The organism is Polycladomyces subterraneus, assembly GCF_030433435.1.
GTDB lineage: Bacteria > Bacillota > Bacilli > Thermoactinomycetales > JIR-001 > Polycladomyces > Polycladomyces subterraneus.
Genome location: NZ_JANRHH010000036.1, coordinates 151,282 through 165,270, shown reverse-complemented (window position 1 = coordinate 165,270; position 13,989 = coordinate 151,282). Strand labels below are relative to the sequence as shown.

Below are 13,989 nucleotides of genomic sequence, written 5' to 3'. Positions count from 1 at the left end.
TTCTCTCTATCTTACTCTGTTTTGAGCTCCCTGACAAATGCGCGGATCTCGGCGAGCGCTTGTTCCCGTTTGGCAGGATGTTGCAAGGCATCTCGACGTTCGCCGATCAAACGCACCAACGCGCTGCCCACCACGACGGCATCGGCATGGCGGGAGAAACGGCGGACGTGTTCCGGTCGCGAAATCCCGAACCCGATCACGGTGGGAACCGGACTAACTCGCCGGACTTCTTCCAAAAACGCGTCCACATCCCTGGAAAATCCGTCCCGCACCCCTGTCGTTCCCAGAGAAGAGACGCAATAGACGAATCCCTGCCCCTGCTCGGCGATCATACGGACCCGTTCCCGCGACGTCGGTGCCACCAGTGGGATCACATCCAATCCGTGATCGGCGCAGGCAGTACGCAATGCTTCGTTTTCCTCCACCGGCAGGTCAGGAACGATCACCCCATCGATCCCCGCCTCACGGGCCGCTTTCGCAAACCGTTCAAAACCCATCTGTATCAAGGGATTCACATACGAGAACAAAACCAATGGAACGCGCACGCCCGATTCGCGCGCCGTTTTGGCCAACGCCAGCACACGGGACAGATTCATCCCATGAGTCAACGCCCGAGTGGCCGCTTCCTGAATCACCGGACCATCGGCCAATGGATCGGAATACGGTACACCCAATTCAACCACAGCCACCCCTTCTTCGTCCAACAAGCGGAGCAAATCCAGGGTCGTGTCCGGGTCGGGATCTCCCGCTACCAAAAAAGGAATCAGTCTGACCTCCGACGGTTTCCGCAACGCTTGTTCGATGACCGTCATCGCCGTTTCGCCTCCTCCGCCCGAATCGTCTCCACATCCTTATCCCCGCGCCCCGACAGGCAGATCAACACCGTCTGCTCCCGCGGCAACGTACGAGCCAGGCGAACTGCCTCCGCCACCGCATGTGCCGACTCCAGCGCGGGCAGGATGCCTTCCGTCCGGCAGAGTAAGCGAACCGCGTCCAACGCTTCTTCGTCGGTGACTGAAGTGTAGCGAACCCGTCCGGTCTCTTTCAGATGGGCGTGCTCCGGTCCCACACCGGGATAATCCAGACCTGCGGAGATCGAGTGAGCCGGTATCACTTGACCATGTTCATCCTGCAACAAATAGCTGAACGAACCATGCAACACACCCGGTTTCCCCTGGGATAGCGTCGCCGCATGCTGACCGGTGGACAGGCCGTGACCGGCCGCTTCCACCCCGTGCAGTTGCACTTCCCGATCCGCCAAAAACGCTGCAAACATGCCGATCGCGTTGCTTCCGCCACCGACGCAGGCCACCACATGGTCGGGAAGGCGGTGTTCGCGATACAAAAACTGCGACCGCGCTTCATCACCGATCACCCGCTGGAAGGTGCGCACCATCTCCGGGTACGGATGCGGACCCACCACCGAACCGATCATGTAAAACGTGTCTTCCACGTGTGTCACCCAATGACGGATCGCCTCACTGGTGGCATCCTTGAGCGTCCGGGTCCCTGACCGGACCGGCACCACTTCCGCCCCCAACAACTCCATGCGGAACACGTTTAACTGTTGTCGGCGGACATCTTCTTCTCCCATGAATACCTTGCATTCCATCCCCAACAGGGCGGCTACCGTCGCTGATGCCACACCGTGTTGACCGGCTCCTGTCTCGGCAATCAATTTCTTTTTCCCCATCCGTTTTGCCAAGAGTGCTTGTCCCAAGGTGTTGTTGATCTTGTGCGCGCCAGTGTGGTTCAAATCCTCCCGTTTTAAAAACAGCCGAGCGCCGCCCACGTATTCCGTCAACCGCTGGGCGTACGTCAGCGGTGTGGGACGGCCTGAGTACTCTTCCAATAGCGTCCGCAACTCCTCGTGAAATGCGGGATCGGCGATCGCTTCCCGAAACGCCGTTTCCAGCTCGTTCAGCGCATACATCAACGTCTCAGGAACAAAACGACCGCCGAACCGGCCGTATCTGCCGTTTTGATCAACTTGGGTTGCCAATGGAAGTTCGGTTTTCAACGGCTCTCACCCTTTCCACAAACGCCTGGATTTTTTCGAGGTCTTTCCTACCGTTCGTTTCCACACCGCTGGATACGTCCACCCCGTCGGGTCGATATGCGGTAACCAATCGGCCGACATTTTCCGGCGTCAAACCACCCGCTACCCATACGGCACACGGTGCTTCCCGCCATCCGCTTCGGATTTCGGGAATCAGCTCCCAGGAAAACGGCCGTCCTGACCCGCCGCCAGCGGAATCAAACAGTGCCGTATCAATCCACTGTGCATAGGCATCCGGGTCGGGTAAGGGACCATCTGAATCAACGGAGAACGCCTTGATCACGTCCACACCGCATCTTTCCTTGATCTGGCGACAATATGCCGGAGATTCATCACCGTGCAACTGGACGGCAGAAAACGGATACCGCTTCAACCACCGTTCTGCTTCTGGAAGTGAAGCGTTTTGCAACACAGCCACCGCTTTGACGGACGGAGGAAGCGCAGCCAACAAACGGGGTAACCGAGATTCCGGTACAGTACGCCGACGCCCCGGAACCAGGATGACACCAGCCGCATCCACATCCAAGCCGTGAAGTGTCTCAGCATCTACTTCCGTTTGCAAGCCGCAAATTTTCACCGATATTCGCACGAGATCGCCCCCGTCAGCAATGCACGTACCGCCGATTCCGGATCATCCTGCCGCATCAGGGATTCCCCCACCAGCATGCCGTCTACACCGTAAGCCGCCGCCCTCACCACATCTTGCGGTGAAGCGATGCCGCTTTCGGTGATGACCGGGATCGAGTCGGGCAGCAAGGGACGTAACCGTTCCGTGGTCGTCAAGTCTGTCACAAACGTGTGCAGATCCCGGTTGTTGATCCCCAATACATCCGGCTTTGCTGCCAGCGCCCGGTCCAGTTCCTCTTCCCGGTGTACCTCTATCAACACTTCCAATCCCAGTTCGTGCGCTCTGCGGGACAACGAGACTATGCGCTCCTCATCCAATATGGCTGCGATCAGGAGAATGGCATCCGCCCCGATCAGCCTACTTTCCACCACTTGACTTTCATCCAGCAAAAAATCCTTCCGCAGCACCGGGAGGTTAACCGTTTGCTTAACCGCGGTCAGGTAATCCGCCCGGCCACGGAAGAACGTCTCATCGGTCAGCACAGAGATCGCGGACGCGCCGCCCCGTTCGTAACTCACTGCGATTTGAACGGGATCGACCGTTTCCCGGATCGTACCCTTCGACGGCGAAGCTGGCTTCACCTCCGCGATCAAAGCCGGGACACCTTCCGTCCGCTTCATTGCCTGCGCCAACGATCGAGCGGGCGGCATAGATCCGGCCCGTCTCGCATCTTCCGATGTCAGGCTGCTTTTCAACCGCTGTACTTCTTCCCGTTTCACTGATACGATTTTGTCAAGAAACACGCGAGCACACCTCCACCGAAAACCGAACCATCTCCTCCAACTGACGCAGCGCCGCTCCTTCGTCGATCGCCCGGGCAGCCATCCACACGCCTTCGGCCAGACTGTCCACCCGATCCGCCACCCACAACACCGCTCCGGCGTTGGCCAACACAATGTCCCGTGGCGCCCCCGGTTCGCCTGTGAACACCCGACGGATCAAAGCAGCACTGGTTTGTGCGTCTCCACCTGCCACCTCGGACAGCGGTGAAGGGGTCAGCCCCATCTCCTCGGGTGTGATGGTATACGTGCGTACACGGCCGTTTCGCAACTCGCTCACCCGTGTTGGGCTGGAGACGGAGATTTCGTCCAATCCGTCCGTCCCAGCCACCACCATGGCCCGTTCAATGCCCAACATCAGCAATACGTGGGCGACCGTTTCCGTCAAATCAGGGTCGTATACGCCGACCAACTGGCGACGAACCCCGGCCGGATTGGCCAGCGGGCCCAGCAGATTGAAACAAGTGCGAAATCCGAGGGCTTTTCTCGCCGGCATCACATGTTTCATCGCCTGATGATACAGCGGTGCGTACAGAAAACAGATCCCCGTCTGTTCCAACATGGCGCGTGCATCATCAGGTGTGGTGGAAATCTGTACGCCCAACGCTTCCAGCACATCGGCACTGCCGCTTTTGGATGAGAAGGCCCGGTTTCCGTGTTTGGCCACCTTCACCCCGCATGCGGATGCGAGAATCGCGGCGGCGGTGGAAATATTGAACGTACGGCCGCCATCGCCGCCCGTTCCGCATGTGTCCACGGCGTCGGTAGCAGGTTTCTCCCAGCGCAGGGCACGACTGCGAAGACTCTCCGCCATTCCGGCCAACTCTTCGGCCGTTTCCCCCTTCATGCGCAAAGCGGTCAGCAAACCGGCCACTTGCGCCGGCTCCCACAGACCGCTCATCAATTCATCCATCACATGACGAGCTTCGTCACGTGACAAATCATTTCCTTCCACAACGCGGGTCAACAAAGCAGGCATCGGTATCCCTCCGGTCGATGATGTGCGGACTGAAGAGACGACCGGCAGGAAGAGAACAGAGAAGCAACGGGAGGATCATTGAGGAAAGAAAAACGACCAAAGCAGAGGCGCTTTGGTCGGAGTAGTCCGTTTCGTTTTCACTCCGCTCCGCTCTGCTATGCTCTTCCCGTCTCGTCTCCATCTCGGCTCAACTCGGCTTACTCATCACTGTATCGGAGAATCCGTCAGGTGTCAATGACTCATTTTTCGTCAAATCCGGCCGCAGCGATTGGGCATCGCGCAAATATACGTGTTCGATCTCCTCTTGGTCCCGATTCGTGTTGATCAGCATCAACAGACGGATGCAGCGTGGCAGGCTTCCCGGTACTGGAATCTCGTTGGCGCACAGCAAGGGGACCATCTCCCATCCCGGCATGGACCGGATCGCCTGTGCTGGAAACGTCGCATTCAAATCAGTCGTCACTGTGAAGAACACGCAAGCAATATCCTCCGGCGTCGCCTGATTGCGCCGGATCATCTCCCGCAACAGTTCTTCCGTCGCGGACAATATCGATTCCGCTTCATTTTTTTCCACCGTGGTTGCGCCGCGAATGCCTCGCACCTTCATCTTATTCCTCCTTCAATCGCCGCAACGCTTCGCGAATCACACGCTCCTCGACTCCTTTTTTCACTTCCACCGTGCCAATACCCTTGGGCAGAACAAACACATATTCCCCTTGCCGCGCTTTTTTGTCCCTGCGCATCAGGGTGAGCAATTCCTCATCGGAGAGCGGCTCATCCAATGTGACGGGCAGACCGTACAGCGCGAGCAAACGTCGGGTGAACCCGGACACGTCACGTGCCGTCCCCAACAGCTCTCCCAAGATTGCTTCTCCCACCATTCCGATCGCCACCGCCTCGCCATGCGTCCAACGGCGGTAACCTGTCGCCGCCTCCAACGCATGACCGATAGTATGACCGTAGTTCAAAATGGCGCGCAGACCAGATTCGCGTTCGTCCCGGGCCACCACTTGCGCTTTGATGGCGCATCCGCGCACGATCGCTTCCGTCAACAGCGACGGGTCCCTCCGCATGAGTGTTTCATGATGTTGCTCCAGCCACATCGCGAAATCTGTGTCGGCGATCAATGCGTGTTTGATCACCTCGGCAAAGCCGGACACCAGCTCCCGTCCAGGCAAAGTGGCGAGCGTATCCACGTCGAACAACACCAATTCGGGCTGATGAAACGCACCGATCATATTTTTTCCCAGCGGATGGTTGACCCCCGTTTTCCCGCCCACACTGCTGTCGTGAGCCAACAGCGTCGTGGGGAGTTGTACGAACCGGATGCCGCGCATGTAAACGGCCGCCAAAAAGCCAGCCAAATCCCCGATCACCCCGCCGCCGAGCGCCAACACGACGCTGTCACGATCCATGCCGAAGCGAATCGCATCTTCCACGAGACGGGACAATTGATCCAAGCTTTTGGAAGCCTCACCAGCCGGTACCACGCTCATCCGAACCTGATAACCGGCTGACTCCAACGGTGTCAGCACGCGTTTGCCGTAATGCGGCGCCACACTGGAATCAGTCACGACCAACAGTGAATGTGCGGGCGTGATGTGACGCTGTTGAAGCCAACGGGGTAAATCCGCATACAAACCGGAACCGACCACGATGGGATAGGACCGATCGCCCAACGCCACTTCCAACGTGCGCATGATCAGAATTTCGCCGCCCTTTCCTTGTACCGCTTCAGATCATCCAGCAATTCATCCATCGTATCGCTTGAAAATTTCTCAGTCAATGCCCGGGCCACTTCCCATGCCACGACATTTTCTGCCACGACACAGGCGGCAGGCACAGCACAGCTGTCGGAACGCTCGATACTAGCCAAAAAGGCTTCCTTGGTATCGATGTCCACGCTCCTGAGCGGTTTGTACAGCGTCGGGATCGGTTTCATCACGCCACGTACCACGATCGGCTCACCCGTCGTCATTCCGCCCTCGAATCCACCAAGGCGATTGGTGCGGCGGTAATATCCGCGGGATTCATCCCACATGATCTCGTCATGAACTTGAGAGCCTTTCAACCGGGCCGCTTCAAACCCGATTCCGATCTCCACGCCCTTGAACGCCTGGATGCTGACAATCGCCTGAGCGATCCGCGCATCCAGCTTCCGATCCCAATGCACGTGCGATCCCAAACCGACCGGCACGCCCTCGACGACCACTTCCACGATACCGCCCAGGGTATCCCCTTCCTTTTTCGCTTCATCAATCAGGCGCATCATTTCCTTTTCCGCCTCCGGGTCAAGACAGCGAACGGGGGAAGCCTCGGCACGCGCTGCACATTCTTCCAGCGGCAAGTCCACCGGTCGAGCCGTCACTCCGCCGATGCTCACCACATGACCGGCGATGCGAATGCCGCACGTCTCCAACAGCTGGCGGGCCACCGCTCCCGCGGCCACCCGGGCTGCCGTTTCCCTCGCACTGGAACGTTCCAACACATCACGAATATCCCGATGATTGTATTTGATCGCGCCGTTGAGATCTGCATGACCGGGGCGCGGCCGGGAGATTCGTCGTTTTTCCGCCTCTTCCGGCACGGGATCAAAGCTCATGATTTTACGCCAATGCTGGAAGTCCTTATTTTCGATCACCAGCGTGACCGGCGCTCCGGTCGTTTGTCCGAACCGCACACCCGAGAGAACCTGGACTTGGTCGGACTCGATTTGCATCCGGCGTCCGCGTCCGTATCCTTTTTGGCGCCGGGCCAGCTGTTCGTCCACCTTTTCTTTGGAGAACGGCATGCGGCTCGGCAATCCTTCGATAATCACCGTCAATTGGGGACCGTGCGATTCCCCCGCCGTCAAATACCTCATCGCGATCTTCCTCTCCACTTTCGCGCTTTTTAGCTTCTAATTGCTAAAGGATATTGGTTGCTTGTTATGATACCATACGATGAACCACCTGAAAACGTCTTACCTGTTCCCATCATTGTACAAGAGAAGACGGAAGCTCTCAATGCATAAAAAAATCGGTGTCTCTTGACACCGGAGAGATAATGGACAATCCTTCTACGAAAATGCTTTATTTTCATTCAGACGGAAAATTCGGTCCTTTACCTGAAAAAGTGGCCGTTTTCCCTTTCGCACCGCCGGAAAACGACCACCCACTTTTTAAGGGAGCGGGTCCGTATTCCCCGTCTTTTCTCCGTACTCTTAATCCAAGGGCGCCAAATCCATCAGCATGAAATGCGCATCTTCCTCAGCCTCGATCTCGATGCGGGAGAGATCGGTGATACGGGCAGTATCTCCCGCTTTCAATGTATGTTTGCTGCTCAACTTTACGCGTCCTTTTATCAGAAACAGATACATGAAGCGTCCGTCTTCCTGTTCATGCCTTAATGAACGCCCCGCATCCAACTGCGACAGATACACCGTGACATCCTGATGAATCGACAGTGCGCCATCCCGAGGCGTACCGGAGACAACCGGAAGCAACCGGTTATGTTGCGCTTCTCTGGGGAATGATGTTTGTTCCCAGGAAGGGGTCAGACCCCTGCGTTCAGGATAAAACCAGATTTGCAGAAAATGGACCGGTCGTTCTTGGGAGTGATTGTACTCCGAATGGAAAATGCCGGTTCCCGCTGTCATCCGTTGTATCTCACCGGCTCGGAGCAACCCTTGGTTACCCATACTGTCTCGGTGCTCCAACACTCCGTCGATCACATAGCTGATGATTTCCATGTCCGCGTGGGGATGCATACCGAAACCTTTTCCCGGCTGCACGATGTCGTCGTTAAACACACGAAGCGGTCCGAAATTGAGATGGTTAGGGTCGTAATACTCAGCAAACGAGAAACTGTGCCGTGTCTTTAACCAACCGTGGTCGGCCGTATATCTTTCTTCAGATGGAATAATACGAATCATGGCCCCTCACCTCAATTAAACTGTAGAATCAAATGGCTCAATGAACCGTACTGATAACTTTGATGGTACACCCGAGCCGTACGGCTGTCATCGCCGGCCCCCATCGCTATAAACAGCGGCAAAAAGTGTTCGGCATCAGGTGTGGCCCGGAGGGCATACGGTGCCAAGCGTTGGTAATCGAAAAGCGAAACAGTGTCCCATTCCAGGATACGGTCGATCAGCCAATCATCGAATTCCTTTGCCCATTCATCAGTATGATCTTGCTCATAAAAGTTCATATAACGGAAATTGTGAACCGTTGCGCCACTGGCGATGATCAGGATGTTGCGCTTTTTCAGGGAGGAAAGGGCCGCCCCGATCCGGTACTGCTCCTCAGGGGATAGAGAAGGATTGACGGAAGCCGCAATCACCGGGATGTCCGCTGCCGGGTACATATGGCGCAAAATCACCCACACCCCGTGATCCAGCCCCCGATGTGCATTCAGCACTGCCTCAATCCCGTGGTCCCGTAGCAGCTTCTGCACCTCTTGGGCGACGTTGACCGATCCTTTAGCCGGATAGGTGATCTCATACAGTTCTCTTGGAAAACCGCCAAAATCGTGGATGGTATCCTGGACCTCATCCGTGGCCGTGAATGTCAGCGTCCCGCTCACCCAATGGGCGGAAAATACGAGGATCGCCTCAGGTTGATCCAGTTGTTCCCCTAGCCGTCGCAAGTCCCGGGTGTATGAGATGTCCTGCACGGCGAGGAGCGGCGATCCGTGAGCGATGAACATAGAAGGGGTCAATCTTCTCTCCCCCTTAACCGATCAAAACGTAGGAACCGGGACCGATCAGGGCCACTCCAATTGCCACCGCAATCAAGACCACATTGTACTCGATTCCACCGTCGGTGATCCAGTAACCATTTTTCCCGTGCACTTTGAAGATGGCTACCAACATGGTCAGCACGATCAGCGCTGCTCCCAAGGCAGTTCCTACTCCAGCCGCAAACAGTGCCCCGCCGATCAACTCAGAAAGACCGGCCAGCAACGCCATCCACCAACCGGGACGCAACCCGATCGATTCCATCCAACCGGCCGTTCCTTTCAACCCATGGCCGCCGAACCAACCGAACAATTTTTGCACACCATGACCCATAAACGTCAAGCCTACCACCAATCGAATGATCAACAGTCCCAGATTGATCATACCCCATCACTCTCCTTTTGTTTATTGCTATATTTTTATCAGTTATTTACTTTGCATCTGTATCATACGATGATAACTTACTTTTGTCAAGTAACTATGATAAAATAAAATCCAGGAGGTGATGGCGATGCATCCACATCCTCTTTGTCCCAAATTCGAAGCCGCATTTGAACTACTGGGAAAACGGTGGACCGGATTGATCATTCGAGTACTGATGGACGGTCCCCGACGGTTTCGGGATATCTCCGACAGCATTCCTCAAATGAGCGATAAAATGCTGTCCGAACGTTTCAAGGAATTGGAAGCCGCTGGGGTGTTAAAACGCAATATTTATCCAGAAAAACCCGTGCGGATCGAATATGCGCTTACCGAAAAGGGAAAAGCACTGCGACCGGTGATGGATGCTGTCCAAGCATGGGCCGAAGAATGGGTGGATTCGGAAGGGGAAAATTGAGGATCCGAAGAGGTCAACGATCGGAGAGGCGAGCGGCCGGATAACCATTTCAGCCCGGAGTGAACTCCGGGCTGTTGTTTATCCGATCCATTTATTGATGGTTTTATCGTAGTTGATCAGTTCCTGTTCACCAAACCAGAGATTAATTTCCCGTTCCGCGCTCTCCGGGGAATCAGAACCGTGGATGATGTTCATCCCCACACTGATGCCGAAATCACCGCGAATGGTACCGGGCGCAGCGTCGGCTGGATTGGTTTTGCCCATCATTTGCCGGGCTCCTGCGATCACGTTTTGTCCTTGCCACACCATGGCGAACACCGGACCGGACGTGATGAAATCCACCAATTCACCGAAGAACGGCTTTTCTTTGTGCTCGGCATAATGCTTTTCAGCCAGCTCCTGGGAAACCGTCATCAGTTTCGCCGCCACGAGCTGATACCCTTTTTTCTCGAATCGCGACACAATTTCGCCGATGAGTCCACGTTGCACCCCATCCGGCTTGACCATCACAAACGTTTTTTCCATGGTTTCGCCTCCATGCTATGTAAATCGCCATTGAAAGGGCTACCACACGGTAGCCCAACGGAATTGTATCAGATTTGGACGGTCAAAAGCAAACATGTTATCAGAAACTTAACAGACAAGCGTTCCGGCATAGGAGAAGGGGAGACAGATCCTAATACGTGCGTGTACCGACAAACCTGGCAATCATACGCAACGATTCTCGCGCGCTGCACGGCGGCAAGACATCCACCATTGACAGCGCCTTCTCCAAATATCGTTCTGCTAGATTGAGCGAAAACGGGATCCCCTCAGCATGACGGACGCGGGCCAACACCTCGTCCAGCGACACCTCTTCGCCACGCGAACGCAAATACGCCAAAATCCGTTCACGGTCCTCCCTTTTTCCGAACTGCAACGTATGAATGACCGGCAACGTCACATTTCCCTGACGCAAATCGCTCCCTGCCGGCTTGCCGAGTTGCTGTTCGTTCCCGATCAAATCCAACACGTCGTCAGTAATCTGAAACGCCATGCCCACATAATATCCGTATCGGTATAACACCCGCACAATCTCCTCGGAGGCGTTGCTTGCCAGTGCCCCCAATTGGCAGCTGATCGCCATCAAGAGCGCCGTTTTCCGCTTGATTCGGTGCAGATAACGAAGCAAATGCTGACCGGGGTTGTAGAAATCACGGATCTGTTCGATCTCTCCCCGACACATCTGCACGATCGCACGGGACAAAATATGGTGAATCCTCGGCTGACCGATTTGGGAGACCACTTCCAATGCGCGGGCAAAAATGAAATCCCCGGTGTACATGGCTACACGATTGTCCCATTGAGCCTTCACCGTTTTTCTACCCCGCCGGGTCTCCGCATCGTCGATCACATCATCATGCACCAGTGTGGCCATGTGAATCAGCTCCAGAGGGACGGCGATTCTTTTCAAACGCTCCAGATCATACTGGCCGAACCGCCCTGACAACAATACAAAAACAGGTCGGAGCCGTTTCCCCCCTGCATGGAGCAAGTGGCCGGCCGACGCCGCCAGTTGGCTGTCCCGTGATGCGACCGTTGCAGACAGTTCCTGCTCAATCGATTCTAAATCACTTTTCAGGTCCTCATATATATCCTGGAGTCTCATGACATTCACCTTGGTTCGCCCGTACTTGTGCCCGCAGGCAAATCCAACACCTCAATCCGCACATTCGGTGATAACAGCCCGATCTCGTCGGCACGGCGATAATATGCTTCCAGCCCTTCCAGTTGAGGCTGGCGCAAATCATAACACAATCCGTTGTAATAGTTCCGCCAGAACGCCTCATCGCCACCCAATTGACGCTGCGCCTCGCGGATGACCGGTGTGGGATCGAGGCGGCTCCGTTCTTTGCTGGCAAAGAAACGTTCATATACCGCATACAACTCATCGGGCCGCTCTTCCACCACTTCTCTGCGCACCGCCCAAACTGCAAACACCATGTCCAATCCGGTCCGCTGGTACCATTCCCAACCCAGATCCAACACACGGTATCCCGGATTTTCCCACTGTGCCCGAATGGCATCGTCACCGATCAACAGGGCCGCATCCGCTTGTTCCATCATATCGCTGAGCGAAGGCGGCAAGGTGACGTATTCGGGATTTCCCCGCTCAAATCCATTGAGCAGTACCTTGAGCAACGCCACTGACGAAGCCGACGTGTTGGTAAGCGCGATTTTGGCCGAACGCAGATCGGACAAAGCCGCATCACGCGTAAACAAAAAAATGGAACCGACCCGTCCCCTGGCACTGACTGATAAATCCGGCAAAAGGACGTAGTTCGGATACTGATCGGCATAAGCGAAAGAAGAAATGGGCCCCATATCGATCTCCCCGGCGGCCATGAGCCGGTTCAGTTGGGACGGCACCATGGGCACAAGCTCCACAGGTAGCCCATCCGCATCAAAATAATGATAAAGTGGTAAAACGTTCGTAAACGCGATTCGACCGATCCGCAGAGGTCTCATCGCCTACCCTCCCATCGTCGATACAATTGGTGCGGAACCGACATCTGATCCAGCGCCTTACCGGCCACAAACCGCACGATGTCGTCCAATGTTTCGGGACGGTGGTAGAAAGCCGGCATCGCCGGAACGATTTTGACGCCGATTCTGGAGAGACGTAACATATTTTCCAAGTGAATAGGAGACAACGGGGTCTCGCGTGGTACCAATACAAGCGGACGCCCTTCCTTGATCATCACATCCGCCGCCCGCTCCAGGAGGTTGGTGGACAATCCGGCAGCCAGCTTCGCCAGGGTCCCCATCGAACAGGGGATCACTACCATCGCGTCCACCGGATAGGAACCCGAGGCGATCGAAGCCCCGATATCCTTGATCGGATGATGGACTAGCCTTCCGGGCAAGTTCCGCCACCTATCACGAAAAACCCCCTCCCGGGCGGACACGTCCCAATCGTGCTCTTCCTTCAGTACCCGCCAGGCGGCTTCCGTCACCACCAGATGGACTTCGTGTCCTTGGCGAAGCAATTCTTCCAACAAACACAATGCATAGGGGGCGCCGCTCGCCCCCGTCATGCCCACCACAAAACGTTTGGCACTCATCTAAGTATCACATCCACAATCGCAAAGAGAAACACAATCACGCTCAATACGCCATTCATCGTGAAAAAGGCCGTGTTCAGACGGGATAAATCGTCGGGTGACACAATGCGGTGCTCATAATACAGAATCGCCAATGCGATCAATACCCCGACTCCGTACCACGCACTGAGCGGTGTGATCTGGATCAGCAGAATGAGGCCGATGGCGGTTCCAATGTGCATCCATGCCGAATAGCGGAGTGCACGGGCCAAACCGAATCGTGCCGGGATGGAAAATAACCCTTCCTGACGATCGAAATCGATGTCCTGACACGCATAGATGACATCAAACCCTGCTGTCCACAACGCTACCGTCGCAAACAACAACCAGGCCGTCCCGTCCAGTTGCCCGGTGGCAGCCACCCATCCGCCCATGGGTGCCAAACCGAGCGCCGCACCCAGCACCAAATGACACGCCCAGGTAAACCGCTTGGTGTAGGAGTAAACGGTCAACACCAACACGGCGATTGGCATCAGCTTGACGGCCAATGGGTTCAATTGCCAGGCAGCCACAAACAGCAAGAGGAATGAGACGAGTACAAACACCCACACTGCCGGGACTGAAATTTTACCTGATGGAATTTCCCGCTGTGCCGTCCGTGGGTTTTTCGCGTCGATATGGCGGTCGATCAATCGGTTGAGCGCCATCGCTGCACTGCGCGCACCTACCATGGCTAAGGTGATCCAACCGACCTCACGCCAGGTGGGCAAACTGCCCTCCACCATCACATTACCCAATAAGGCACCCAGATAGGCGAATGGCAAAGCGAACACGGTATGTTCAAACTTGATCATATTAAGGATGATCCTGATCTTTTGCCACCATTGCATCCTACATCGACCT

Annotated in this window: 17 protein-coding genes; 1 reads left to right on the top strand and 16 read right to left on the bottom strand. The window is 55.7% G+C overall.

Features of this window, described 5'->3' with window-relative positions:
* Positions 1-11: 11 nt before the first annotated feature.
* The 11 genes from trpA to NWF35_RS09970 form a co-directional block, all read right to left on the bottom strand.
* Positions 12-812: a tryptophan synthase subunit alpha gene (gene trpA, locus NWF35_RS10020; RefSeq protein ID WP_301238912.1), complete on the bottom strand. Its 801-nt coding sequence runs from the start codon at positions 810-812 to the stop codon at positions 12-14.
* Positions 809-2,020 (bottom strand): tryptophan synthase subunit beta, encoded by a 1,212-nt coding sequence (gene trpB / locus NWF35_RS10015; protein WP_301238911.1) that lies wholly within the window; start codon positions 2,018-2,020, stop codon positions 809-811. The genes trpA and trpB overlap by 4 nt, the downstream gene beginning before the upstream one ends.
* Entirely contained in the window at positions 1,986-2,648 is a 663-nt protein-coding gene (locus NWF35_RS10010; RefSeq protein WP_301238910.1) for a phosphoribosylanthranilate isomerase, read from the bottom strand. Before NWF35_RS10010 ends, trpB begins: the two co-directional genes overlap by 35 nt.
* Entirely contained in the window at positions 2,633-3,430 is a 798-nt protein-coding gene (gene trpC, locus NWF35_RS10005) for an indole-3-glycerol phosphate synthase TrpC (protein ID WP_301238909.1), read from the bottom strand. Before trpC ends, NWF35_RS10010 begins: the two co-directional genes overlap by 16 nt.
* Complete coding sequence (trpD, locus tag NWF35_RS10000; protein ID WP_301238908.1) at positions 3,420-4,445, bottom strand: anthranilate phosphoribosyltransferase; 1,026 nt, start codon at positions 4,443-4,445, stop codon at positions 3,420-3,422. The genes trpC and trpD overlap by 11 nt, the downstream gene beginning before the upstream one ends.
* Positions 4,446-4,632: 187 nt before the next feature.
* Positions 4,633-5,052, bottom strand: coding sequence for a chorismate mutase (aroH, locus tag NWF35_RS09995; RefSeq protein WP_301238907.1), 420 nt, complete (start codon positions 5,050-5,052; stop codon positions 4,633-4,635).
* Position 5,053: 1 nt separating this feature from the next.
* Positions 5,054-6,145 (bottom strand): 3-dehydroquinate synthase, encoded by a 1,092-nt coding sequence (gene aroB / locus NWF35_RS09990; RefSeq protein ID WP_301238906.1) that lies wholly within the window; start codon positions 6,143-6,145, stop codon positions 5,054-5,056.
* Between the two features lie 2 nt (positions 6,146-6,147).
* Entirely contained in the window at positions 6,148-7,308 is a 1,161-nt protein-coding gene (gene aroC, locus NWF35_RS09985; RefSeq protein ID WP_301238905.1) for a chorismate synthase, read from the bottom strand.
* Between the two features lie 339 nt (positions 7,309-7,647).
* Positions 7,648-8,358 carry a pirin family protein gene (locus NWF35_RS09980; RefSeq protein ID WP_301238904.1) on the bottom strand — a complete coding sequence of 237 codons (711 nt, stop codon included), beginning with the start codon at positions 8,356-8,358 and terminating at the stop codon, positions 7,648-7,650.
* 11 nt (positions 8,359-8,369) lie between these two features.
* Positions 8,370-9,146: a DODA-type extradiol aromatic ring-opening family dioxygenase gene (locus NWF35_RS09975; RefSeq protein WP_301238903.1), complete on the bottom strand. Its 777-nt coding sequence runs from the start codon at positions 9,144-9,146 to the stop codon at positions 8,370-8,372.
* Positions 9,147-9,159: 13 nt separating this feature from the next.
* Positions 9,160-9,549 carry a DoxX family protein gene (locus tag NWF35_RS09970; RefSeq protein WP_301238902.1) on the bottom strand — a complete coding sequence of 130 codons (390 nt, stop codon included), beginning with the start codon at positions 9,547-9,549 and terminating at the stop codon, positions 9,160-9,162.
* Between the two features lie 127 nt (positions 9,550-9,676).
* Here NWF35_RS09970 and NWF35_RS09965 point away from each other — a divergent pair, with 127 nt between their 5' ends.
* Positions 9,677-10,003: a winged helix-turn-helix transcriptional regulator gene (locus NWF35_RS09965; protein ID WP_435873871.1), complete on the top strand. Its 327-nt coding sequence runs from the start codon at positions 9,677-9,679 to the stop codon at positions 10,001-10,003.
* Positions 10,004-10,081: 78 nt separating this feature from the next.
* On the opposite strand, the gene ndk is transcribed toward NWF35_RS09965, so the two are convergent.
* From ndk to NWF35_RS09940, 5 genes are all read right to left on the bottom strand, one after another.
* Positions 10,082-10,528 (bottom strand): nucleoside-diphosphate kinase, encoded by a 447-nt coding sequence (gene ndk / locus NWF35_RS09960; RefSeq protein ID WP_301238900.1) that lies wholly within the window; start codon positions 10,526-10,528, stop codon positions 10,082-10,084.
* 151 nt (positions 10,529-10,679) lie between these two features.
* Positions 10,680-11,651, bottom strand: a complete 972-nt coding sequence (locus NWF35_RS09955) for a polyprenyl synthetase family protein (protein WP_301238899.1) — start codon at positions 11,649-11,651, stop codon at positions 10,680-10,682.
* Positions 11,652-11,656: 5 nt separating this feature from the next.
* Positions 11,657-12,511 carry a menaquinone biosynthetic enzyme MqnA/MqnD family protein gene (locus NWF35_RS09950; RefSeq protein ID WP_301238898.1) on the bottom strand — a complete coding sequence of 285 codons (855 nt, stop codon included), beginning with the start codon at positions 12,509-12,511 and terminating at the stop codon, positions 11,657-11,659.
* The gene (locus NWF35_RS09945) at positions 12,508-13,107 is read right to left on the bottom strand and encodes a UbiX family flavin prenyltransferase (protein WP_301238897.1); all 600 of its coding nucleotides are present in this window, start codon (positions 13,105-13,107) and stop codon (positions 12,508-12,510) included. Before NWF35_RS09945 ends, NWF35_RS09950 begins: the two co-directional genes overlap by 4 nt.
* Positions 13,104-13,976: a UbiA-like polyprenyltransferase gene (locus tag NWF35_RS09940; protein WP_301238896.1), complete on the bottom strand. Its 873-nt coding sequence runs from the start codon at positions 13,974-13,976 to the stop codon at positions 13,104-13,106. Before NWF35_RS09940 ends, NWF35_RS09945 begins: the two co-directional genes overlap by 4 nt.
* Positions 13,977-13,989: the final 13 nt, after the last annotated feature.

Excerpts from the sequence above, each read along its gene's own strand:
- aroH (WP_301238907.1), bottom strand. The coding sequence starts at position 5,052 with ATGAAGGTGCGAGGCATTCGCGGCGCAACCACGGTGGAAAAAAATGAA.
- NWF35_RS09945 (WP_301238897.1), bottom strand. The coding sequence starts at position 13,107 with ATGAGTGCCAAACGTTTTGTGGTGGGCATGACGGGGGCGAGCGGCGCC.
- aroC (WP_301238905.1), bottom strand. The coding sequence starts at position 7,308 with ATGAGGTATTTGACGGCGGGGGAATCGCACGGTCCCCAATTGACGGTG.
- aroB (WP_301238906.1), bottom strand. The coding sequence starts at position 6,145 with ATGCGCACGTTGGAAGTGGCGTTGGGCGATCGGTCCTATCCCATCGTG.
- NWF35_RS09950 (WP_301238898.1), bottom strand. The coding sequence starts at position 12,511 with ATGAGACCTCTGCGGATCGGTCGAATCGCGTTTACGAACGTTTTACCA.
- NWF35_RS09970 (WP_301238902.1), bottom strand. The coding sequence starts at position 9,549 with ATGATCAATCTGGGACTGTTGATCATTCGATTGGTGGTAGGCTTGACG.
- NWF35_RS09955 (WP_301238899.1), bottom strand. The coding sequence starts at position 11,651 with ATGAGACTCCAGGATATATATGAGGACCTGAAAAGTGATTTAGAATCG.
- NWF35_RS09980 (WP_301238904.1), bottom strand. The coding sequence starts at position 8,358 with ATGATTCGTATTATTCCATCTGAAGAAAGATATACGGCCGACCACGGT.
- trpD (WP_301238908.1), bottom strand. The coding sequence starts at position 4,445 with ATGCCTGCTTTGTTGACCCGCGTTGTGGAAGGAAATGATTTGTCACGT.
- trpA (WP_301238912.1), bottom strand. The coding sequence starts at position 812 with ATGACGGTCATCGAACAAGCGTTGCGGAAACCGTCGGAGGTCAGACTG.
- ndk (WP_301238900.1), bottom strand. The coding sequence starts at position 10,528 with ATGGAAAAAACGTTTGTGATGGTCAAGCCGGATGGGGTGCAACGTGGA.
- NWF35_RS09965 (WP_435873871.1), top strand. The coding sequence starts at position 9,677 with ATGCATCCACATCCTCTTTGTCCCAAATTCGAAGCCGCATTTGAACTA.
- NWF35_RS09940 (WP_301238896.1), bottom strand. The coding sequence starts at position 13,976 with ATGCAATGGTGGCAAAAGATCAGGATCATCCTTAATATGATCAAGTTT.